16 protein-coding genes, 1 pseudogene and 1 CRISPR repeat array are annotated in these 23,263 nt (G+C 42.1%); of the genes and pseudogenes, 13 read left to right on the top strand and 4 right to left on the bottom strand.

All coding sequences use genetic code 11. The features are described 5' to 3' along the window. Positions 1-25 precede the first annotated feature (25 nt). Positions 26-1,051 (bottom strand): MerR family transcriptional regulator, encoded by a 1,026-nt coding sequence (locus FYJ45_RS20340; protein WP_154467007.1) that lies wholly within the window; start codon positions 1,049-1,051, stop codon positions 26-28. 287 nt (positions 1,052-1,338) lie between these two features. Between FYJ45_RS20340 and baiCD the strand changes: the two genes are divergently transcribed. Next, a complete protein-coding gene (gene baiCD, locus FYJ45_RS20335) occupies positions 1,339-4,812 on the top strand; it encodes a bile acid Fe-S flavoenzyme BaiCD (protein WP_154467006.1) in 3,474 nt (1,157 codons plus the stop codon). Between the two features lie 256 nt (positions 4,813-5,068). Here the strand turns inward: baiCD and FYJ45_RS20330 are convergent, their stop codons facing one another. After that, positions 5,069-5,680, bottom strand: coding sequence for a methyltransferase domain-containing protein (locus FYJ45_RS20330; RefSeq protein WP_195841909.1), 612 nt, complete (start codon positions 5,678-5,680; stop codon positions 5,069-5,071). Positions 5,681-5,912: 232 nt separating this feature from the next. Between FYJ45_RS20330 and rpiA the strand changes: the two genes are divergently transcribed. Next, entirely contained in the window at positions 5,913-6,692 is a 780-nt protein-coding gene (gene rpiA, locus FYJ45_RS20325) for a ribose-5-phosphate isomerase RpiA (RefSeq protein ID WP_235930916.1), read from the top strand. Positions 6,693-7,004: 312 nt separating this feature from the next. Continuing rightward, a complete protein-coding gene (locus FYJ45_RS20320) occupies positions 7,005-7,211 on the top strand; it encodes a nitrilase-related carbon-nitrogen hydrolase (protein ID WP_154467004.1) in 207 nt (68 codons plus the stop codon). Between the two features lie 139 nt (positions 7,212-7,350). Here the strand turns inward: FYJ45_RS20320 and FYJ45_RS20315 are convergent, their stop codons facing one another. Together FYJ45_RS20315 and FYJ45_RS20310 are read right to left on the bottom strand one after the other, a co-directional pair. After that, on the bottom strand, positions 7,351-8,247 hold the full coding sequence (locus FYJ45_RS20315) for a metallophosphoesterase (RefSeq protein WP_154467003.1): 897 nt from the start codon (positions 8,245-8,247) through the stop codon (positions 7,351-7,353). After that, a complete protein-coding gene (locus FYJ45_RS20310) occupies positions 8,247-9,515 on the bottom strand; it encodes a DUF4474 domain-containing protein (RefSeq protein WP_154467002.1) in 1,269 nt (422 codons plus the stop codon). Before FYJ45_RS20310 ends, FYJ45_RS20315 begins: the two co-directional genes overlap by 1 nt. Before the next feature lie 1,027 nt (positions 9,516-10,542). Here FYJ45_RS20310 and FYJ45_RS20305 point away from each other — a divergent pair. From FYJ45_RS20305 to FYJ45_RS30905, 10 genes and pseudogenes are all read left to right on the top strand, one after another. Next, the gene (locus FYJ45_RS20305; RefSeq protein ID WP_154467001.1) at positions 10,543-10,953 is read left to right on the top strand and encodes an iron chaperone; all 411 of its coding nucleotides are present in this window, start codon (positions 10,543-10,545) and stop codon (positions 10,951-10,953) included. Positions 10,954-11,194: 241 nt separating this feature from the next. Next, positions 11,195-11,389: a histidine phosphatase family protein gene (locus tag FYJ45_RS20300; protein ID WP_154467000.1), complete on the top strand. Its 195-nt coding sequence runs from the start codon at positions 11,195-11,197 to the stop codon at positions 11,387-11,389. Beyond that, positions 11,343-11,798 carry a histidine phosphatase family protein gene (locus tag FYJ45_RS20295; RefSeq protein WP_207708439.1) on the top strand — a complete coding sequence of 152 codons (456 nt, stop codon included), beginning with the start codon at positions 11,343-11,345 and terminating at the stop codon, positions 11,796-11,798. The genes FYJ45_RS20300 and FYJ45_RS20295 overlap by 47 nt, the downstream gene beginning before the upstream one ends. Before the next feature lie 86 nt (positions 11,799-11,884). Next, positions 11,885-12,344, top strand: a pseudogene (locus FYJ45_RS20290) (DUF3990 domain-containing protein). 1,211 nt (positions 12,345-13,555) lie between these two features. Then, positions 13,556-15,133: an AAA family ATPase gene (locus FYJ45_RS20285; protein ID WP_154466998.1), complete on the top strand. Its 1,578-nt coding sequence runs from the start codon at positions 13,556-13,558 to the stop codon at positions 15,131-15,133. Positions 15,134-15,312: 179 nt separating this feature from the next. Beyond that, positions 15,313-17,588: a CRISPR direct-repeat array (repeat unit 32 nt; unit sequence GTCGAGGCTTATACAGCCTCGTGAATTGAAAT). A gap of 81 nt (positions 17,589-17,669) precedes the next feature. Then, on the top strand, positions 17,670-18,557 hold the full coding sequence (locus FYJ45_RS20280; protein WP_154466997.1) for a DUF6602 domain-containing protein: 888 nt from the start codon (positions 17,670-17,672) through the stop codon (positions 18,555-18,557). Between the two features lie 313 nt (positions 18,558-18,870). Further along, positions 18,871-20,589, top strand: a complete 1,719-nt coding sequence (locus FYJ45_RS20275) for a Cas10/Cmr2 second palm domain-containing protein (RefSeq protein WP_154466996.1) — start codon at positions 18,871-18,873, stop codon at positions 20,587-20,589. Next, positions 20,552-21,271 (top strand): RAMP superfamily CRISPR-associated protein, encoded by a 720-nt coding sequence (locus FYJ45_RS20270; protein ID WP_195841907.1) that lies wholly within the window; start codon positions 20,552-20,554, stop codon positions 21,269-21,271. The genes FYJ45_RS20275 and FYJ45_RS20270 overlap by 38 nt, the downstream gene beginning before the upstream one ends. Positions 21,272-21,278: 7 nt before the next feature. Next, on the top strand, positions 21,279-22,247 hold the full coding sequence (locus FYJ45_RS20265) for a hypothetical protein (RefSeq protein WP_154466994.1): 969 nt from the start codon (positions 21,279-21,281) through the stop codon (positions 22,245-22,247). A 117-nt stretch (positions 22,248-22,364) separates the two neighbouring features. Continuing rightward, the coding region (locus FYJ45_RS30905) for a transposase (protein WP_235930915.1) at positions 22,365-23,263 on the top strand (899 nt) is incomplete at its 3' end.

Raw genomic sequence — 23,263 nt, 5'->3', positions numbered from 1 at the left:
TGCCGGACTGTTACGGTAAAATCCTTCAAAATAACAGCTTTTTAATGTCTTCTTTTTCCAGCAGGGCATAGGGGCTGAACGCAAATACGGTCATCCGTTCAAGCTCCCCTTTCCCATTCTGCTCCCAGTTAATGGGAAGAAGTTTCTCTGCGATTTCCTCATAAATCCGTGTCCCATGTTCTGTTGTCTGCAGCAGGTTCCAGATTAAGCCGCATAGAACACAGATATTATTATAAAAACGCTCATAATCACTGTTCAGTTCAAACATCATACTGCTCAGTTCGGAATATCCGATTGTCAGAAGCGGATAAATCAGCGGCGGATAGACGAGGTTCCATTTTTCCACAAGGGCGCTGTCCCGGAGAAAAGCATCAATTTGCTCCAGCATGCAGGCAGCATGGGCAGGAAGGCTGTCATGCTTTAAGGACGCTATAATTTCAGCCTGCTGCGCTGTTTTTTCGCTGCTGTAGGTGAGCTGTTCCGGCGTAAGGGCAGAAATGATGTACTTCATACTGCGCAGGAAAGGCTGATAATCCTCAATTACCTTCCGGGAAATTTTGCTCCAGATGAATTCCTGGTATTCACTGCGGGTTCCGGAAAGATAGGGCGTCCATATAAAAAGAGGGATGATTCTCTTGTCCAGCTCCGTAAAATCATCAGCGGCAGCCTTCTTTTCTTCATAGGATTCCATGAGCCTCAGGCTCGCGGCAAGGGAATCGCAGTCGATGGGGGCAGGATCATTTTCAAAATAGCGGGCAAGGATGTCCACATTCCGCCGCATGGTGTCAATCCGTTTCGTCAGAGTGTCGATTTGCCGGTAGAAATAGTAGGAAGCAGTTCCTGGGAAACGAAGGATGTGGCGGATATCGGAAACGGGAAAATCCAGCCTGCGCAGCCGTGAAATAATAATGAGATTGCGCACGTCCTCGTCCGAAAAATCATGATATCCGTTTACCGGATCTTCTCTTGGCATGATCAGTTTCTGTGAGATATAGAATTGGATGGTTCTCCTGGATAATCCGGTTTTTTCAATCACTTCCTTAATTCTCATGGATACTCCTTCCTTTATCAAAAAAAGCTGCCGTCCGGTGCAAACGTTACCGTCCGCCCGGTGCAAAAGCCTTCACCACAGAATATTTCTCTCTGCACATGATCCGGCCCTCTACCGGAAACTGTACACCAGGTGAACAGTTTTCGAAAGGCATATTGTGGATAAAAATACATTTCATGTGCAAATCTTCTGTTAATTATAACAAAATCTGAATAAAAAAACACCATTGACTGTACAGATTATGAATAGTTTACAATATAAGATATAAGAAAAGGAGGACGGAACTTATGTATGAAAAATTATTTTCTCCCATCAGGATCAAAGGGATGGAGCTGAAAAACCGTGTTATCCTGCCCGCAATGGGTACCCGTATGAGCGATCATAAAATGGTGACGGATAAGCTGATCCGATATCATGTTGCCAGGGTGAAGGGCGGAAACGGACTGAATATGGTGGAGGTAGCCAGTGTGGAGCCGTTAAGCTCCCCCAAGCAGTTTCTTTCCATTGCAGAGGATAAGTATATTCCGGGGCTGAAGAAGCTGACGGATGCCATTCATGAAGCGGGGGGCAAGGCGGGGATCCAGCTTTGGCAGGGAAGCATTGCCGTAAGCTTTGATCCGGCCGCAGTGATGTATGTAGCTTCTGACATGCCGGTGTCGGCGGAGCTTACACTGCCCGGTATCAGCGTGGAACAGATCCATTACATAGCGGACTGTTTTGGCAAAGCGGCGGCAAGGGCTGCAGAAGCGGGCTTTGACTGTGTGGAGTTCCACTGCGCGCATAACTATCTGCCTCATTCCTTCCTGTCGGGCGGAATCAACCATCGGACGGATGAATATGGCGGATCCCTGGAAAACAGGGCGCGTTTCCCGCTGGAAGCCATCCGCGCCATCCGCAGTGCGGTCCCTGCGGACATGCCGGTTTTCATGAGAATAGATGCGCATGATGATTATCTGGAAAACGGGCTGACAATAGAAGAAGTGGCGCAGTTTTGCAAATGGGCAAAGGAAGCAGGCGTGGATGTCCTGGATATTTCCAGAGGAAATATAATAACGCCGGCTTTGAAATATGAGGTGCCTTCCCTTGATCTGCCCTGCGGCTTCAATATTGACAATGCGGCATATATCAGGAAAGAAACAGGCATGCTGACAGTTGGCGTCGGCAGAATCAATACGCCGGAGCTGGCGGAACAGATTCTGGAAGAAGACAAGGTGGATATGGTGGTTATCGGCCGGGGACAGCTGGCGGATCCTGAATTCTGCAGCAAGGCAAAGGCAGGAAGAAGAGAGGACATCGTAACCTGTGTAGGCTGTGATCAGGGCTGCTATGACGGTTTTTCCAATTTGGATATGCCTCACATCACCTGCCTGAGAAATCCGGCGGTAGGCCTGGAAGCGGAGATGACGCCGGTTCCCTGTAAAGATCCGGAGAAGGTGCTTATCGCAGGCGGCGGAATTGCCGGGATGCAGGCGGCGCTTGTATTGAAGGAACGCAGCGCCAGGCCGGTGATTTATGAAAGCAGCGATCATCTTGGCGGACAGTTCCTGCTGGCAGGGGAAGCGCCCCGCAAACAGGAAATGAAGGCGGCCATGCTTTCCATGGCGTTGCAGGTGAAAAGAGCGGGGATTGAGGTGCATCTGAATACGCCGGTAACCCCTGAACTAATCGCAGAGGAAAAGCCGCATACCGTAATCTGCGCAATTGGTTCCTCACCCATCAGCCTGAGAATTCCGGGCGCAGATGGGGAAAATGTGGTGAACTCCCATCAGGTGCTGGGCGGAAAGGTGAAGGTTTCCGGTGCTGCCGTGGTAATCGGCGGCGGTCTTGTGGGTATGGAAGCGGCGGAATATCTTGCGGAAAGCGGCTGCAAGGTTACCGTCCTGGAAATGCTGCCGGAGGTATGCGCTGATATCGGGCCTGTCCGTAAAATCTGTGTGATGGAAGAAATTGCAAAACGTGGAATTGTAACAGTCACAGATATCACGGTAAACCGGATTGATAATGGATGCGTGTATGGAATCAGGGATGGAAAAGAAGAGTCTTACCCCTGTGATTATGCGGTGGTCGCGGTTGGTTCCAGAAGCAATGACGCTTCGGCGCTGGAGGAAATCTGCCGCAATGAAGGCATCGCTTTCGTGAAGGTAGGGGATGCGCTGCGTGCCCGCCGTGCGATGAATGCCACCTTTGAAGCGCAGGAAGCGGCTGTTAAATTTGATCAGCCTGAATACCGTGCGGTGATTTCAAAAGCGCCCAAAACCGTTTTTGTAACAGGCGGAACCGGAAAAATGGGGATTGAAACGGTGAAGCAGCTGCTTGCAAGAAAACCGAAATTTGTGGTCCGCATGCTGGCGCGTCCTTCCGCAAAGAATAAAGAGCTTGTGAAAAAAAATGCCGATCCTTATCTGGAAGTAGTCTGGGGAGACATGAAGGATTATGAGACAATTCTGAAATGTGTAACCGGTGCGGATTATGTGCTGCACATCGGCGCCATGGTATCTCCGGCAGCGGATAAATATCCGGAAGAAACGCTGTATACGAATATCGGCTCCACCCTGAATATTATTAAAGCCATTAAGGAACAGCCGGATCCGGACAAGGTGAAATTCGCCTATGTGGGTACGGTGGCCATGACTGGTGACAGACCGGTGCCTGTGAACTGGGGGCGCTGCGGAGATCCCATCAATCCTTCCGCCCATGATTATTATGCGATGTCAAAGGTATTTTCCGAGTTATCCGTGTTTGACAGCGGACTGAAATACTGGGTTTCCATCCGCCAGACCGGGCAATACCCGCCGGATCAGGGAGCGGGCGAGGAGCCGATCCAGCACCATCAGAATCCAAATAACGTGCTGGAATGGAGCACGGCGGTGGAATCCGGCATCTGCATGGCCAATCTCTGCGAGGACTGGGTGCCTGAGGAGTTCTGGAGGAAGGCCTATAATTTAAGCAGCGGCAAGGGCTGGCGTTTTGCCCATTGGGAGCTGATGAATTTCAGCTTCGGCCCCATGGGAATCCGTTACCAGGATGTATTTGACGTGACAAAATGTGCGCTTTACAATTTCCATGGCCACTATTATACGGACTCCGATTTACTGGATGATATTTTACATTTCAGGGTAATCCCGCCGGAAAGCTACCGGGCGGAGGCGACGGCGGAGATGGAAGCGATGATGAAAAATCCCATGATTGCCGCCATGATGCCCAATACCCGGTCCATGAAGGAAAAACTGGAAAAAATCAGCCATAAAGAAATGGGAACCTCCTGGATGCTGGAGAATAATCAGGAAGACTGGATTCATGCATTTTTCGGATCCAGAGAAAAACAGCAGCAGATTAAGAGTGTGGAGGAAGGATATGAATTTTACCATCCTTCCGAGGAGAATCCGGTTTATATGGATCACGGCTATGATGAGGGCAAGGCGCTGGAAGAGCTGCAGGCTGAGGATATCAGGAAGGCTGCGCAGTTTAGGGGCTGTGAGCTGCTGGATGAAAATATTCCCGATATTTATACGCCTCTGCGGTTCAGATGTTCGGAAGGCCATGAATATAAAATGAGCGTCAACGCCATGCTGCGCGGCGGCCACTGGTGTCCGGAATGCCAGCGGAACACCTGGCACTATGCCGATATGGCCCGCAAGAGCCCGTTCTATGCCCAGGTGTGGACACCGGTTCACGGGAGTGGGGATGATTACAGCATACCGATGCGTTTCTCCGCATTTGATATCTGGAATGAGCTGAAGGAAAAGCTTGGTCTGGAATAAGCGGATGTGAAATGGTGGTTTGAGGAACGGTTTCTTTAAGGATGGTTTGTAATACCATAAAGAGGTTGGGACAAATAACAAGTAAGGCAGTATAAATGGTATTACAGAAATAAAGTCACAGAAATGAAGCTACAAAAATAAATCTGCAGAAAGAATTCAGTGGAAATAAAGCTGCAGCAGAGAAGCCCCTTCCTGCCGTCTTTGGCGGGGAGGGGCTTTAAGTGATTTGAAGAAAAAGCTGAAAAGGACGGCGGCCTCACTTTATCCGGCGGGCAGTAATTTTGTTAGAGGCATGCAGATGCCTGGGAACATTGAGGTGCTCGTCTTCAAAAACATACGACCTGAAATCAATAATCTCCCAATCCTCATACAGCTTCCTGATTTCGCCGTCATCTGCCAGACCGATAGCAAAAGGTGCAATATCAGGAGAGGGAGGCACCTGGTTCGTAAACAGCTGTATAATATGAAAGCCTCCGACTTCCGTGGCTTTTTTTGATTTCATAATAAAATTGTGCCAGTCATTCTTACTTACAAAATGTAAGGTCCCAAATGACATTATGAGACTGTATTCTTTTTCAAAGGAAAAACTGCATAAATTGCCAGTCCATGCATTAATTTCTAAAGAGTGTGCCACTGCCAAACGGCGCAGCTTTTCAATTGCATTTACCGACAAATCGAAAGCATCAATATTCCTAAGTCCCTGTTTAGCCAAATACAATGAATTTTTTCCGTCGCCACAGCCAACGTCAAGGACTCTTCCCGATTTGTCCAGCAGGTTTTCGATTGCAGTAATGGACTGGTTTGGCTGGTTGCCAAATGTAAAAACTGTATCGTCTTTATATGTTTCTTCCCAAAATGGTACTTCCAATTTCGGCCTCCTTATAAATATGACGAACAATATTATAGGGTTACACGGACCAGTTATGGTTTCAGTCTAACGAATGCCGTTATTTTTGTCAAACCGGAAATGTACGGCATAGGAAAGCGTAACAATTGCCCCCATCAACTGGCCCCCAGAATTTTGCTTAAAACCAATTGACTTTTATGACTGTAACAATCATAATTACAGTATGGGCAGATGAAAAACGGAACAATAGTAAATGAATAAAGTGACTCACAGAAAGGCGAAAAACAGTATGGACAGCAGAAATCATGTAGAAAACAAAGAAGAACTGAAGAAAGCAGCGGCACTGGCTTCGGTTAAATATATCCGCGACGGGATGACGCTCGGCCTGGGCACCGGCTCCACCGCATATTATCTCATACAGGAGGTTGGCGCTATGGTCCGCGCAGGAAGGACTCTGCAGGCGGCCGTAACCTCCGAAGCGACGGAAAAGCTTGCCGTTTCACTGGGGATTCCCATTATCCGTCCGGAAGCCGGGATTAAAGTGGATTTGGCGATAGACGGCGTGGATGAAATCGATGACAGCTTTTGTGCGGTAAAGGGAGGGGGAGGCGCGCTTCTCAGGGAAAAAGTCGTTGCCCGCAGAGCGGAGCAGGTGATCTGGATCATGGATGAAAGCAAACTGGTAAAACGCCTGGGCACATTCCCCTTTCCCGCGGAGGTCCTGCCCTTTGGTTCCGCCTGGGCGGCTGAGGCGGTCAAAGGGCTGGGAGGAACGGCGGCCTGCCGTCAGAGGGATGGAAGACCGTTTGTTACGGATAACGGCAACTGGATACTGGACATCAGCTTCTCAGAAATTATTGATTTCCTGACAGCGGCGAAAGCGGTCCGCGGAATACCGGGTGTATTGGAAACCGGCCTGTTTGACAAATTCTGCGACCGGATAATCGTCGGTACAAAGGAAGGTGTCCGTGAACGCAGGAACCCATTTAAAGCGTCCGGAAATTCTGAAATGCATGGAGCTAAAGCAGAATGAGAAAAAAAGTCGGGTAACCTGTCCGGGTGTCTGCTATACTGTTGAAAGAAATGCCACCCATGCGTGTCGCTTATTTCTGCTATTACGGAAAAAATCCGGAAGACGGTGCATTTGCAGCAAAGTTAGAATTTAAAGATAATACGACCTGCCCACTGGCGAACAGTCTGCCGGCTGCGGCCTGACGCCTTTCTCTAAGCGCCGTAAAAGGCTGCAGTTTGGCTGCTATAGGGAGTATGGCATTTATGGCGGAGTTTAAGGAATGAATCGGCAGATGATTATAGGTGACAGGATTAAATTAAAGAGGAAAGATAAATGAGGATATCCGTAGTTAATTTTAAATCACAAAAAGATGTTATTAAAAATATAGCTCTTATGAAGGATTATATTGAAAAAGCAGTTGACAGCGGGACTGACTTTGTTGTTTTTCCAGAGTTGTGTATAACCGGATATTATTATTTTTTAAGTGATCCTAAAATGATAAACGAAGAACTTGTTGCTCAGGCAGTGAGTATGTGTTAGAAAATATCCTGCAAAAGCCTGATAGTTTTTACATACAGTTCGCCCAGACCCGGCAGCCAGGTAAGCTGCCGGAAGTTGGTTTTATCGGAAAGTAAGGGACAGCACGGTTTCAAAGGAATAAGGTTTCCCGGCAAGGACTTCAGTCCAGTATATAATCCGACAGGTTTTCCGGTCCGTTCAGGACTTCGCGGCTGATGAAAAGTAATCGATCCTCCGTCGTGGAAAAGGACCAGCGGACCAGGGCAATTTGATCATTTTCTATTTCCAGGCATGTGATGCTGTACGGATGTACACAACTGCCGTCATTGAAATATGGGCAGGAACCCGGATTCGGGAATACCGGCCGGTGGGTATGGCCGGCTATGACAATTCGGTTAGTTTCCCTGGAATAGGCACACAGTTTTTTCTCTATCTTTTCCACCAGTTTTACGGATCGGCCGGAGCCTGTGGGAGCGCGGAAGCCAATCATTTCCAGCGGTTTCCAGACATATCTCACCAGGAACCGGCCAAGGGGCCAAAGCTCATCGTTGAGCAGACTTCCATGGTGGCCGTGGATTAGGAGAATGCGCTGCAGCGTATCTTTATTTTCGAGGATAATTCCTTCTGTAATTTTCAAATCCTTATAAAAATAAGCTTCCGGTTCTGTGGCATCGCAGGAATAATTTGTACAGTTTGATGCGGAAAAATTCTTCCTTTTTTTTACGATATCATGGTTACCGTATATCATGTAAAGCCGGTTATCCTGATAAAAGCGGTTCATGAGCCGGAAAATATGGCTGTAGGTTCTGATAATCGTGTGGATGCATCTGTTTTCCCAAAGTTCATCACCATCGCCAAGTTCGATATAGGTAAAACCATTCTTGTAGTAATATTCCAGGGCGCCTTGAAAAATCGGGCTGTTCGGAAGAAAATTATCGGCTCCGTTTCCCTGGCCCCGATGACAGTCGCTCATAATTACGATGCGGGAGTTTTTATCATAGGGAAGAACGGGAGCGGAGGTGTAGACTTTATTCAGTTTATCGGCAAGCGAAGGCATCAGCGGCACATCCCTTTTTCAGTATTTTTTTCCTCACATTCACATGCTGTGCTGTTTGTGCATGGACAGCAGGGATTCTGCGGCTTCTGGCAATTACAGGGAGTACAGATCCTGTTGGGAAGCCGTTTTGTATGAGTGGCAGGAGAGCAGGGACAGGGTTTGGGGCAAGGTTTCGGGCAGGGTTTCGGACAGGGCTTAGGGCAAGGCTTAGGGCAAGTGCAGGGCTTAGGGCAAGGGCAAGTGCAAGGCTTAGGGCAAGGGCAAGGCTTGGGACAAGGACAGGGTTCAGGGCCGGGACAAGGACTGGGACCGGGCTCCGGACCTGGGTCGGGGTTGTGACCCTTGTGAATAAGGTCAATCAGCCAGTCAAAAGCTTTATAGAAGGATCTCGCATACAGGGAATGCATACAGAATTCATACAGTTCGGGCATGGCTGTCTTAAGATATTCAAGTTTATCGAGAGTTTCCGTATATTTTCCGGTCACCTGCCTGTAAAGGCCGCAGTTGATGGAGTTTGTATTCTGCACCAGAATTCCCTGAGGCGTACTGTTGGAAAGAGGCTGGGGACTGTGGGGCGTTGTGTAATGGATGGTAACCGTATTTGAATGAACGCTGTATTCTTTTTTGCGGTAACCGATATCCACCAGGCCATTTACAAAAGCGTCCCGCATGGTTCTGTTTGGAAATTTAATTTTGGCATCCATGGTGAGAGTATCAAGGTGGGAAAATTCTCCCAGCTTAAACCCGGTAAGCCACCAGTGAATCCCGCTGCGTTTGAAAAGAACCTTTCCGTTTTTGCGGAGGACAAAGCTCATATCCAGACGTTCATCGTTTGAGGCGCAGTCGTAATAGGTTCCGGTGAACTGCTTCGTCTTAATATCATCGGAAGCGGTATTGTAAATGCCGATTTCAGCGCCGGTTGTTATTCCGTACTGGCCTTTCCATAATTCTATCATCCATCGTTTCCCGCTGTACGTAAAACAGACGGGCTCACAGTGCATAACCATGTTAAAATCGGCGGAGCCTTCGTCATACAGCCGGCAATATCCCATTTCACGCTGCCAGCAGTCCATGACGGAGTAGAACAAATCATTTTTCAGATCATAAGCAAAGCCTGCATCTTTCAAATCCTGGTTCAGCTGCTGCTGCTGTCCGGTTTTATCTTTGGAAGGTTTGAATTTCCTGGTGCGTATTTTCCATATGCATATAAACAAAATGAAACCAAGTATCAAAATGCATGCTACGCATAAAAGTATGGTTCCTAACATTGGATTCGTGCCCCCTTTTATAAGGCTTAGTATTGTTTATGTTATTTTATGCGTATTACGACAAAAGTTTACAAAGTTTTTATTTTTATGCCGGGAGCTGCATTTGGGAACAAATGATTATAATGGGATTCGGCATTGATAAAAAAGAGGATTTATCTATAATTGAGATAGGAAGGGTGTTCAAAGCATAAATCGAAAGGTAAGTATGGACGGCCTTTTTGTAAAAGAAACAAATAAAAAAGCGGGGCAAAGGAGAAGTAAAATATGGAAGCAGAAAACAGACTGACGCAGTGGGTGAAAGAAAAAATTGAAAAAGAATACCGGGAGGATAAGGAAAAATTGCAGAATGTAAATTTAGGAAGCTGGCTTGTACGGTTGATATAGACAGTGCCGGGGGATTGCTTTGGGAAGCATATTGGAATTACAGACTGGCAGGTGATATCTGGATATACAGGCAGGATACGATGCAGGGGCATTATGTTTTTAATAATGCGATAAAACCGCTGACTAGTACGCTTTTTATTGTAAACAGGGAATATATACCTCATGATAAATGGCTGATTCACATGAGCAGAAGCCTGGCCTGGAAACCGGACAGCTAGGAGAAGGATCCCATGGATTTGCCGGGGGATTCGCACCTGTTTTTGGGGAGAAATGGATGAAATATAGTGTGGAGATGATTATTTGGTGGAAATAATCGTGGGGTGGTTGTATAATAGATATAGATTTTGCGGGGGAGGGGATTTGGTTTTTGGAGGGATTTGCTGTCGAGGTCTTTGCGACCTCGTGGATTGAAATCCTCCACCCGACTCTTCGTCTCCCATAAATTCAGTCGAGGTTTGCGTGACCTCGTTGATTGTAAGTTTGGAGAAAGATGGTCAGTGTTCATTCCATATCAAGAATTGAATTCCCAATTCAGGTAAGAATAATTTCATCAGGAAAATCGTAGCCGGCAAATAAGAAGGCTTTAACACCTCTTACATGAAATCAGATAACAATAATAATCAAAAGAACTGGAGAAATCATTATGTGGACATGCCCCAAATGTGGACGATCATTTAAAAACCAGAATCAGGATCATTTTTGTGGAAAGACACCGGAAACAATTGATGCTTACATTTTGGAACAACCGGAAGATATACAAAAATATTTGTACCAAATGCATGGAATACTTCAGGCAGCATTACCGGATGTACAAGAGCGTATTTCATGGAGCATGCCTACTTACTGGAATCAGCATAATATTGTTCATTTTGCAGGATTTAAGAAACATATTGGTTTTTATCCCGGGCCACAGGCGATCGAGATGTTTGAAGAACGTCTGAAAGAATATAAAACCAGTAAAGGTGCGATCCAGTTTCCTTACAATAAGCCGCTTCCTGCAGAACTTATTACTGAGATTGCAAAATGGTGTAATGACACAGGAAATCATGCCTGAAAATAATGCAAATTGTTTGATTATGACAGCATCTTCACTGGATTTAGTAGCCCTGTTTCTTGTATGGGTTTATGCAAAGGGATTCATGCGAATCAGTCTTTGATTTTTTGTAGCGCATTGTGCTTGCCTTTATTTTAGCAGGTCATTATTTTAACTGTTGAAAATGATGGTAATGTTTTATAAAAGGTATAATCTTTTTTTAAAGACTGTCTGAGAGAAAACGAAATGGAGAATTATAGGTTTGAATATTTATTTGCTGAGACATGGTGAAACAGATTGGAATTTGGAAGGAAGACTGCAAGGGCATGAAAATATTGGGATGAACCAAAACGGAATTAATCAGATTGAAAAGGCTGCGGAAGTATTAGCCGGCTGCATGCAGAATGTTGATGTTATTATATCCAGTCCCTTATCAAGAAGCACGAAAGAGCGCTGAAATTGTTGCAGGCAGGCTGGATTATAAGAAAGAAGATATTGTAACCGAGCCCTTATTTATAGAAAGAGGTTTTGGATTGGGTGAAGGTTTGGATTATGAGGAGAGAAAGAAAAGATTTGCTGATGATATATATCCGGGAATGGAGCCGTTGGAAGAGCTTATTGGACGTGCTGGACTGGCATTTCATAATATTCTAAAAAAATATAATGCTCAAAATGTAATTATTGCGGCGCACGGAGCTATATTAAAGGCTGTGTTGACGGCTGTAACAGAAGGTAAGATTGCATATGAAGGAGACAGGGTAAAAATTGAACCGGGCAGTGTTCATTTAATAAGGGATGAAAAGGGGAAGGCTGCATTGTTTCAATGGAATAAAGATATAATGGGCTTTAAAGAGATTGTGTATTAGAGAGCATGGGAAAAAGTATGTTGTTTAAGCTGGTGCTTTTTGTGTGTTAGAAATAATGATAATCTATAGGGGGTATCAGAGGCGTTATGATATTGTATCATGCCAGTAAAGAAATTGTTGAATTTCCGGAGATAAGGAAAACTAAATATACAAAAGATTTTTCATGGAAATTCTATTACAAATAAAATAGAACAAGCTGTACGCTGGGCAAATCGAGGTGAAGGTAGTCCTGTTATAAACTCATATATTTATACTCCGGATAATACCTTGTCAGTTTTAAAATTTGAAAGTATGACAGACGAGTGGCTTGATTTTATTGCTGCATGCAGAAAGGGAGAAACGCATCGTTACGATATTGTTGAAGGGCCGATGGCAAATGATACAATTTGGAATTATGTGAACGATTTTTTGTCGGGAACAATCAGTATAAAACAATTTGGGGGTTTAGCGGAGTTTAAGTATCCGACACATCAAATTAGTTTCCATACTTTAGCGGGATTGAATTGTTTGACATTTCAGGGGAGTGAAATAGTATATGACGAATAAAGAAAAAAATGATTTTTTTATGTATGTTCTCTTATTGAATATATAGCGAGGTAAATCATTGTCTTACTTTTGAATAGGTTAGTGATGAAGTGATAGAAACATATAAAATACCACAAGGTAATTTTGATACAATTACTGATTGTAAATATGTTATTCCTGGGTTTATGTATATAGGAAAGTTATATTGTATTATGATTCAGGATTGTGCAGAACCAGGGAAGGAAATTCAGTGATGAAATATTAAATTTTAAAACAGGAGTATATTACCAGAATCCGGATTATTTGGAATGCTCTTATAGAGAAGGATATTTATTGGATTGAAAAGAATGCGTTTTATTGTTATATATAAATTTTGCCAAATGAATTTACGTGCGATATATATCAATAAAAAGAAAGAATGAAAGAATGAAAGAAATGAGATTGATTAATTCAAATTATTATGTTGATATTGGTGCGAATCGTAAGCTCACATTAATTTGCCGGGGGATTCGCACCGAATTTTTGTAAGTAGTAATGAAATTATAAAATATATTGTAATTGTATAGTGATAAAATTTGATAGATGTTGTATAATTGTTGTGTTAGGATAAAGTTTTGAATAGATTTTTTGTATGTTTTTGCTGTCGAGGCTTATACAGCCTCGTGGATTGAAATCCGTCCGGCTTGTGGCGGATGGTGTCATCCGCACAGTCGAGGCTTATACAGCCTCGTGGATTGAAATAAAGAACATGGCAAAAAATTCTCTTTCCTGTCTTGTCGAGGCTTATACAGCCTCGTGGATTGAAATGGTTGAGAAGGCAGATGCAGAAAGTCTAAATACGTCGAGACTTATATAGTCCCATTGATTGAATACTTTTTTCTGTAAGGATAAGGTACAATTGAAAACAAAAATATAAAAAATGTTAATGTACTAAAATAATTGTAAAAAGTAGTGTGAAAAGTTTAAAATGTAATGAGTAAATCAAATAATTTATGGTAAGTCTTTACTTTAAAGTTAGTTTGATTATTGAGAGCGAAAGTCGGTGTGAACGCTTGATTTACTAAATGGAAAATAAATATTTATTTTTAATCGTTTTCACACTTGTTAGTTAAGCGAATCAAGAAATGTCTATTGGACATACTTTGATATCTGTAGTAAACTGAGTCCACTGAAACAATGTTAATTTTCGTTAGTGTTAGAAGAGTTAACTCATAAATGGAGCGAATTTAATTATGCAGGATTATTTTTATTTTTTGAACCGAAAAAATGTAGCGAATGGTTTTCGTGAATCGCTTAATAGTCGTTTTTTTGTTGATAAATCCATGCTTATACAGACTATTAATGAAAAGATTTCAACCAAAGAAAAGTGGGTATGCCTGAGCAGGCCTCGCCGGTTTGGTAAAACAATGGCTGTAGAAATGTTAGCAGCATATTATACTCTGGGCCTTAATACAGACTTTCTTTTTGAAAAACTGCAGATTAAATCCGTATCAACTTACTATGAACATTTAAATGCCCATAATGTAATCATGATAAACTTTAATGATTATTTTGAAAATAATACCGTTAAGCAGGGGATAGAAAGGATTTCCCAAAATCTGATTCATGATTTGGGACAGCTTTGTCCAGGAGTTCTGCCGGAGGGACAGGATTTAGTGCTTTGTTTAGATATGATTGAACAAATGTATGGATACAAATTTATTTTTCTAATTGATGAATGGGACTGTGTTTTTCGATTCCATAAAGGTAAAAAGAAAGAGCAGGAGGAATTTCTCAGTTTTTTGAAACTGCTGTTTAAGGATAAATCATATGTAGAGCTGGTTTATATGACAGGGATTCTTCCTATCAAAAAGTATAATACAGGATCTGCGCTGAATATGTTTCGTGAATACACTATGCTGGAACCTAAAAAGCTTGCGCCTTATTTTGGTTTTACTGAAAATGAGATAAAAAAGTTATGTTCGCAGGATGTGAAATTGTGTTTTGAAGAATTGCGGGAATGGTACAATGGCTATCATATGGCAGAAATTGGGGGAATTTACAATCCTCGTTCTGTTGTAGAGGCGTTGGAAGAGGGTGTCTGCAGAGATTATTGGAATAAAACCGGTGGTTTTTCCGAACTGGAAGAATATATTACAATGAATTTTGACGGTTTGGGAGAAGCTGTGACTGAACTGGTAGCCGGTAATGAAATAAGTGTTGATGTGTTAGGTTTTTCCAATGATTTGGATAGTTTTAATGATAAAGATGAGGTAATCACGGCGTTGATTCATCTTGGTTATCTCAGTTATTCAGAAGATAAAGTGAGGATTCCGAATAAAGAAATCCGGGAGGAATTTGCCAACACGATTAAAAAGTTGTCCTGGGGAACGGTTTCACAGCTTTTAAAACAATCAAGAGAGCTTTTGGAAGCAATTTTAAATTGTGAAGAAGAAAAAGTTGGTTTTTTACTTGAAGACGTCCATGACGGAATGCAGGAATTTAAAGAATATAATAATGAACATACTTTAAAATGTGTAATACATTTGGCATTTTATGCCGCTGCAGATGATTATGTACTGAAATTTGAACAAACAGCAGGTAAAGGGTATGCAGATTGTATTATGATACCTAAAAAGCCGGATCGGCCAGGGATCATACTGGAATTAAAATATAACAGCAGTGCAGGAAAAGCGATAGCTCAGATTAAAGAAAGAAACTATATAAGAGTTTTTGACAAGGGTATACACGAGGTTTATCTTGTTGGTATAAATTATGACAAAAACGCGAAACATCATCAGTGTATAATTGAATCAGTAAAGAAAAACTGAAAAATACTGGTGCGAATCATAAGTGCCCATAGTTTTGCGGGGGGATTCGCACTTGTATAATGATGAAATATAGGATAATATAAATATAAAATAATATAATAATGACAACTTTCGGGGAGAGTTGTATAATAAGTATGTTATTGGGAGAATTTAAAGGAATTTTGTTGTGTATTTTTGCAGTCGAGGCTTATACAGCCTCGTGAATTGAAATCTTGCAATCCTGGGAAAGGACTGGTTTTCGGACTCGTCGAGGCTTATACAGCCTCGTGAATTGAAATTGTTGTTAAGATTATTATATCACTTTTAAAAGTGTCGAGGCTTATACAGCCTCGTGAATTGAAATATTTTATCTTTGCTGTTTTATAAATGCAGTCCGTCGTCGAGGCTTATACAGCCTCGTGAATTGAAATTACAACAGGCATTTGTGGCATATTACCCTGTTGATGTCGAGGCTTATACAGCCTCGTGAATTGAAATTTCTGCCTGCGGGGATACCATATGGAGAACGCCTGCGTCGAGGCTTATACAGCCTCGTGAATTGAAATTTACTGCTGAAATAGATAGTCCTGAGTGGACGCCGTCGAGGCTTATACAGCCTCGTGAATTGAAATAAGGTCCTTTCGGTCTTTAGCTTTAGCTGCAGTGTCGAGGCTTATACAGCCTCGTGAATTGAAATTCAGCCAATGTAATAAGCTTTCTGTCCTCCGTAGTCGAGGCTTATACAGCCTCGTGAATTGAAATTTACATCAACAAGTATGCCAGCCTGCTGGCACAGTCGAGGCTTATACAGCCTCGTGAATTGAAATTGCCTTCCGGGAAGGCTACGTATGCCGGATACCAGTCGAGGCTTATACAGCCTCGTGAATTGAAATTGTATACTGCATATTGGCTACGTGGCTGCTGATTGTCGAGGCTTATACAGCCTCGTGAATTGAAATTTCGTCCCATATCCAAACATCAGAGAGAGAAGGGTCGAGGCTTATACAGCCTCGTGAATTGAAATTTTAGCGTAATTTTCCGCTTCTGCAATAATTTCAGTCGAGGCTTATACAGCCTCGTGAATTGAAATTCTTGTTGTTACAATTTCTTCATCGGTTTTTCCAGTCGAGGCTTATACAGCCTCGTGAATTGAAATTTTCTTATTCATTTTCTTAAAACCCTCCTATAAGTCGAGGTTTATACAGCCTCGTGAATTGAAATAGTTAATTCCGCTCTGGTGTTAGTAGCACTGGGGCGTCGAGGCTTATACAGCCTCGTGAATTGAAATAATCTAATGTTGAAGAGTCTCAAGAAGATCTTCAACGTCGAGGCTTATACAGCCTCGTGAATTGAAATTTCTCTGCTGGTATATCCTGCCCTCTGTTCCGCGTCGAGGCTTATACAGCCTCGTGAATTGAAATAACGGTATAGTTTCTGGATTCAAGGATTGGAAAGTCGAGGCTTATACAGCCTCGTGAATTGAAATCAACTATAACCTCCGCTTTTCGGATGTTTGGATCCGTCGAGGCTTATACAGCCTCGTGAATTGAAATTCACCTGGGCTGCTTGCGCATCTGACAGATCCTCGTCGAGGCTTATACAGCCTCGTGAATTGAAATCCTCTCCGTCCAGCACAGCCAGACTTGTGCTTTTGTCGAGGCTTATACAGCCTCGTGAATTGAAATATCAATGCCCACCCTGGACATTAGGCCATACACCGTCGAGGCTTATATAGCCTCGTGAATTGAAATCTTTAGACGGTTTCTGATATCCTCCCTCCAGATAGTCGAGGCTTATACAGCCTCGTGAATTGAAATATAAAACTGCGCATCTGTCAGCTTGATATTCAGTCGAGGCTTATACAGCCTCGTGAATTGAAATAGGAACGTAAGAAAGCGAAGTTCACGGCCCTTACCAGTCGAGGCTTATACAGCCTCGTGAATTGAAATCTTAGGAAGGACTATTCTCCCTAAATCATCTACCCGTCGAGGCTTATACAGCCTCGTGAATTGAAATTGTAACCGTAGCGTTTTCCCGCCTTCTCTGGAATGTCGAGGCTTATACAGCCTCGTGAATTGAAATATTCCGGCCATAGTAAGGCCGAGAGAACATATTGGTCGAGGCTTATACAGCCTCGTGAATTGAAATCCTGGTGCGGTTGGCGCCGTCCCAGGTGGTTTATGGTCGAGGCTTATACAGCCTCGTGAATTGAAATCTTTCCGCTGAAACTTATTGTTTCTAGGCTCTCGTCGAGGCTTATACAGCCTCGTGAATTGAAATCGTGATTAATTTCACTTTCCTCATCCAGGTGAAGGTCGAGGCTTATACAGCCTCGTGGATTGAAATCGTAGTAGTTAGCATCAGCAAGAGCCTTTTCCAGTCGAGGCTTATACAGCCTCGTGGATTGAAATAGCACATCCTGCCTTGTTACATCCCCTTCATTGGTCGAGGCTTATACAGCCTCATATATCGAATTCCTACACTAATTACCAATATATTATAATTTAACTCCCATTGCCCACCTACAAAAACACTCAAATACATAAGGAGAAGTACAATGAACAACAACGGAGAACGAAAAAATAAAATAATACCTGACATTATTACAAATTATCAACAACTGGAAAGTTCGATTGTTGAGCAGTTATATATGAAACACGCATTACATGGAACCACGATAGGAACTGAAAGAGAAGAAGTATGGAGCCAGGTGTTTGAAGCGATTTTACCCAAAAAGTTTGTGATAGAACGCTCTGTTTTTATCATTGATTCTCAGAAGAATGTTTCCCATGAGGTTGATCTCGCTATTTTTGATGAGACTTATACTCCATACATATTTCGTTACGGAAGAATTAAGTTTATTCCGATAGAAGCAGTAGCAGCAATTGTAGAATGCAAAAGCCAGAATATTAAAACTGAAACAATAAAAGCCTGGTATGACAGCATAGTAAAGCTGAGAACAGCGACCGGATCCATAGCAAGGCTTGCGAATTATATCGCAATAGGGCCGGCCCCGGCACAACAGTCAACAAGACCGCTCAGAATATTATGCAGTATGAGCGAAAACGTTGGAAAGGAAGTAATAGAATCGAATATGTTCGATTTTATCCTTACGGCAGTCAAACGTGACAGGACGGATTCTCATTTGAAAATCACTGTTACCGAAGCCTTTAGAACATTGAAAGACTGGTACAGAGAGCTCAATTTCTATCAATGTAGTCAGGAAATCAATACTACCAACATCAATGGGGAAAAAGAGTTAGAAACTATCAGCCTTAAAGATTATGAGATCTTGGGAGAAAAAAATAGACAGGCTTCACTTCTGACGTTTAATTTTCAGCTGAATCAGCTTTTGATGTTGATTAATAATCCTATACTGTTTCCACACCGGGAATATGTAAGAATGTTCAACCAAAAAGGAGAAAATAGAAAGAATGACGGTTAATGTAGTTTCGATAGCAATCGATAAAGTGCAGGTTTTTTTGTATTATGCAATTCATGCGCAGGAACAGGAATTGCAGTCAAATAATAATACGCTGAAAAGCATTATCAGCTCATCACGGATGATTTCAGACGATTTTTATCGGAAGGTGGGATTAGATGGGGAAAAAGGTGTATTTTCCGGATTTATAAACGAAATTTTGCTTCAGTGCTCCGGCTCCTGTGTATTTACTACAACTTTGCGGGAAGAAGAAATCCGGATAAAGCTGGGAGAGCTTTTTCAATGGTATTATGTAAATTTTGGCGGGAAGCTGCTGATGAAATATGAATGTTTTCAGAAAGATATTACATCTGAAAATGACAGGCTGGAGGCTGTTAAGGAGAGTAAAAGCCGTATTCGTCATAAAGAATGCATGAATAAAATCATTGAGGAGCATAAGGAACTGCTTTTCCAATTCCGAAAAACAGAAAAAAGTTTGTATTTCTACGATAACAGTGAATACCATGCTTTTGTAAAAAATATTAATAAGCTATGTCCTGATACAGAGGATGTAAATGCAAACCATTTCCGAATTGCAGTCATCAAGGCCGACCTGGATGGTATGGGAAATATTTTTAAAAATATCAGCGATTACAGAATATATGATTCGGTCAGTAAAATCCTTTCAGAGACAATCAATTTGGATGCCCTGGAAAAAGAGGTAGAAAGGCTGCAGGAAAAAAATCCCGACTTTAAGATTTACCCTTTATATTTAGCCGGGGACGATATCATGTTTGCAGTTCCTGTTTCGCATTTGCAAAATGGTGTGGACTTATGCAAGACATTATTGAATAACATAAATGATAAGCTTGAGAAGTTGGAATGGGCTGATAAGCTCTCAATAAGCCTGGGGATAGATATATCTTTTAACAGAGAACCCATCAGATACTATTTTGAACGTGTACAGAATGAACTGGATACGGCTAAAAAGATGAAGCTTACTTTCGAAAGTGAAGTAAATGAATCTGTTGCCAAACTGTGTTTGGGCGGATATACTTTTTACGATTCGGTTTGTAAAATAGCCGATGGCGATGATGCAGGTTATTTAAGCTGGCCAAATTTTATAAAGACAGTACATACGCTTAATTTGTTAATAGTAAAAAAATTCCCAGCACATTATTTCCTTTATGGTTTGTTGAATAAAATTACGGATCCATCCATTTGCAGTACTTCTGTCAAATACAGTAATGCTGTTTTGTACCATATGATTCCTCAATATCTTGGCAGTGCGGATAAACAGCTGAGAGAAGGAGAGCTTTTGCTGCTGGAAGCCCTGTTGAGGCAGGTGACTGTCATTACAAAAAATGCCTCAGACAAAGCTGTTTACAGTTTGCATTTCGATAAAAAACACCGCAGGAAGCTGGAGGCATATGTAAGGCTGCTTCTTCTGTTTTGCGATGAGCGGTTCAAATTGACGGATGAGCATCCACTATCTTGTAGTGAGTATGACGGGAAGATCTCAAAAAGAATCAGAAAAGCTGTATTTGATCGGGCATTACAGTATTTATATAAGCAGAATCTGGATAAAGAATTAAAATGGCGCAAGGAACCATTTTCGGCAGCTGAAACGATAAGGTCGTCTTTTATTAGCTTTACATCTTATATGACTTCAGATGATAAACGAATTCCGGTATTCCTGAAAAGAAAAATAACTCCATCAATGTTCTTCAGAATGAAAAAAACAGGACCCGATGTTGAGATGTGTGCATCAATGATAGAGATGTCCGAAAACAGAAACTGGGAAGAATATAAAGAACTGCTGGAGAAAAAACAAAGTGAGCATAAAGTCCCTCCTATGGCGCCGTTTGATAGGAATATCTTCTGCAAATTTGCATCGATTACAGGATTGTGGACTGACGATTATATTGACAGCCTAATGCTTTTTTATAGGTATCATGATATGCTCCTGGCTTATAAAAAATTATACCCGTCCAACAAAAGTAAAGAAAGGAAAGCAAATGGAAAGAATAAGAGCAGAAATTATCACAGAGGCTAATCTTTTTATCGGTGATAATCCTTCAACCTTTGAAATCGGAGGCATTGATTTATATACCAAAACGGATTATAATAACCGTCCTCAGATTCCCGCATCTTCCATTAAGGGAACCATGCGCAAAATTGTCAGGGATATGGAAAGTGAAGAAATTGCCGTTAAGATAAAAGAAAGCTATAAAAGATATCTGGAAAATTTAAAAAGAAATAGCTATGAGCAAAATAAAAAAATGCAGGAAACAAATAATGGCAGTTTGGCAGAGCGTTTAAGCCGGCTGGAAGCAAAAATGGATGATGCAATTAATAATGCTTCGGCTCAATATCTTTTTGGTATCAAAGCATTTAATGATACTCCCAAGCTTATTTTTAGTGACTTTAATATGAAAGATCCAAAAGAAAAAGCCCCATTTTCTGTCGATACAAAAAATACAATAAAAAATCAGGACGATCCGGATAAAATTTCGTCTAATCCCCGTACCTACAAAACAGTGCGTCCGGGAATAGCCTTTAGCGGGGAGATCATTTTTTACCATCTGAATGCATTGGAAGAATATGATTTAAGCGAAGCAGAGATTAAAAAGTTTGTAGAGAGCGTATTATTAAAATTTAATGAAGGCGTGTATCGGTTGGGAAATTCCGGAAGCCGCGGCTATGGGAAAATACATGTTAAGATATTGGGAGAGTGAGTGTCACATGGAGGAAATTCGTACCTACAAAGTCGGGATGAAATTAAAGGGCAGACTAACACAGCTTCCTGATTCACAAAAAATATTTGGGGCGCTTACCTATTTGCTTGGGGAATATACCACCTCTGAGAATGCGGGCAGCTTTGTTGCAGATGTAAAAGAAAGAAAGGTTTTCTGTTCCCTGTCAGATATGCTGCCGGAGGGTTTTCTTCCTGTTCCTCAGACCTGGTTTCTGGATTGTGTGGATAAATCAGATGGAATAGCTGAACCCAAAAAGCTGTATAAAGCGATTAAGCAAAGACAATATATGGATGAGAATAAAATCATGCAAATGATGGATAATCCACAGCAGATAGAAAACTCATACCCATATATAAGTGTTTATAATTCCCACCAGATTCATGCTTCCCTGGAAAGCTTGCAATATGGGCTTCCCGGACTGGATCCGGAAATATATTCAGTACCTGAATGTATTGTGGAAGAAGTACGAATAAGCGGTGGGAGAGAGGAAAGGTCACAGGTAACAGATTTCTGTTTTTATTTAGGAGCGGATAAGGGCGAAAAGATGGAGCAACTTATTCAGATAATAAAAAAAGCACAGGAACAGGAACGGTTATTCTTTCTGGGCGCCCGCTCTTCACAGGGAATGAATACTTTTGTCATAAAGGATATTACTGCCGTTTCACGGATAAGCGAATCCAATGCAGTAAGATATCTGAATCTGGGAATGTTGCTACCGGATAAAATAGATTTTAATAAGTCTTATTTAAAAATCTTTACATCAGAAAGGCGCCCATTTCATATGCCGGGCGGATGGGAAAAGGATGTCTGCGGACAAGTGGTCAGCTTTATCCAGCAGGGAAGCATCATATACCCTCTTGGGGATCCTGGGTCAGCAGGGAAATGTATACAGTCAGTTTTCGATGAGAATGCAATTCTTTTTGGCAACGCATTTATGCTTCCTATGAATTATTAATGGAGATGATGTTGGGGTCAAAAGCCCTATAATAGTACCTTGAAAATTTTACACAAACACTCTATTTCTTGCTCGGTGTGATATACTGTGTTTATCAAGTAAAGGTGGTAAATACGAATGGCATTCAGAATAAACTCTTATCAGCAGTTATCTCTTACAGATAGTTATAGCGGGCTTACTTGTCGTGAACAGCAAGCATTAGAACGCTCATGGGCGAAAACATTTTCAGAGGATATTTTCCCCTCTATTGATGAAGAACCTTTTGCTGTTTTGTATTCTTCAAATGCCTCAAGACCAAATACACCGGTTAATGTTTGCATTGGTGCATTGATTATTAAGGAAGTTTTCGGCATATCGGATGACGAGATTGTTGAAAATTTGATGCTGGATCCACGGTATCAGTATGCTCTTCACACGACAAGTTATGAAGAACAGCCTCTGAGCGATAAAAGTCTTTCTCGTTTCCGCAAGCGCTGTTATGATTACGAGTCAGTTTATGGTGTGGATTTGCTTCATAACTGTATTGTCGGTCTAAGTGATAAGATTGCAAAAATGATGGATATCAATCCACGTATTAAACGGATGGACTCCATGATGATCGCTGCAAACATCCGAAAGCTCAGCCGCACGGAGCTGCTCTATACCTGTGTGGCAAAAATGGTCATTTACCTTCATAAAAACAATCAGAAAGATCTGCCAAAGAAATTTGATCATTATTGTGATCCGAATGATTACAACAGAACCTTTTACTATAACAACGATTCAGAAACAGATAATCAGTTAAAAACGGTCCTTGAGGATGCGGATGAATTGCTGTCTGTCTGTGGATCAGATTATGATGATGTCACAGAATATCAGCTTTTGATTCGTTGTCTTTCAGAACAGACCATTGTAGATGAAGCAGTTCGCCGTCTCCGTACAAAGGAGGATGGGGGATTTCATTCCGGTATGTTGCAGAATCCTTCCGATCCTGATGCGACGTTTAGAACAAAAGCAGGAAAGGAGCATCAGGGATA

The sequence above is a fragment of the Eisenbergiella porci genome (genome assembly GCF_009696275.1).
GTDB lineage: Bacteria > Bacillota > Clostridia > Lachnospirales > Lachnospiraceae > Eisenbergiella > Eisenbergiella porci.
The sequence above is the reverse complement of the archived record's forward strand: the minus strand, read 5'-3'. Positions and strand labels throughout refer to the sequence as shown.

What these genes read in the sequence shown, in the direction of transcription:
- FYJ45_RS20340 (WP_154467007.1), bottom strand. Translation starts at nt 1,051, where the DNA reads ATGAGAATTAAGGAAGTGATTGAAAAAACCGGATTATCCAGGAGAACC.
- baiCD (WP_154467006.1), top strand. Translation starts at nt 1,339, where the DNA reads ATGTATGAAAAATTATTTTCTCCCATCAGGATCAAAGGGATGGAGCTG.
- rpiA (WP_235930916.1), top strand. Translation starts at nt 5,913, where the DNA reads ATGAATAAAGTGACTCACAGAAAGGCGAAAAACAGTATGGACAGCAGA.
- FYJ45_RS20320 (WP_154467004.1), top strand. Translation starts at nt 7,005, where the DNA reads ATGAGGATATCCGTAGTTAATTTTAAATCACAAAAAGATGTTATTAAA.
- FYJ45_RS20315 (WP_154467003.1), bottom strand. Translation starts at nt 8,247, where the DNA reads ATGCCTTCGCTTGCCGATAAACTGAATAAAGTCTACACCTCCGCTCCC.
- FYJ45_RS20310 (WP_154467002.1), bottom strand. Translation starts at nt 9,515, where the DNA reads ATGTTAGGAACCATACTTTTATGCGTAGCATGCATTTTGATACTTGGT.
- FYJ45_RS20305 (WP_154467001.1), top strand. Translation starts at nt 10,543, where the DNA reads ATGTGGACATGCCCCAAATGTGGACGATCATTTAAAAACCAGAATCAG.
- FYJ45_RS20295 (WP_207708439.1), top strand. Translation starts at nt 11,343, where the DNA reads ATGTTATTATATCCAGTCCCTTATCAAGAAGCACGAAAGAGCGCTGAA.
- FYJ45_RS20285 (WP_154466998.1), top strand. Translation starts at nt 13,556, where the DNA reads ATGCAGGATTATTTTTATTTTTTGAACCGAAAAAATGTAGCGAATGGT.
- FYJ45_RS20280 (WP_154466997.1), top strand. Translation starts at nt 17,670, where the DNA reads ATGAACAACAACGGAGAACGAAAAAATAAAATAATACCTGACATTATT.
- FYJ45_RS20275 (WP_154466996.1), top strand. Translation starts at nt 18,871, where the DNA reads ATGAAATATGAATGTTTTCAGAAAGATATTACATCTGAAAATGACAGG.
- FYJ45_RS20270 (WP_195841907.1), top strand. Translation starts at nt 20,552, where the DNA reads ATGGAAAGAATAAGAGCAGAAATTATCACAGAGGCTAATCTTTTTATC.
- FYJ45_RS20265 (WP_154466994.1), top strand. Translation starts at nt 21,279, where the DNA reads ATGGAGGAAATTCGTACCTACAAAGTCGGGATGAAATTAAAGGGCAGA.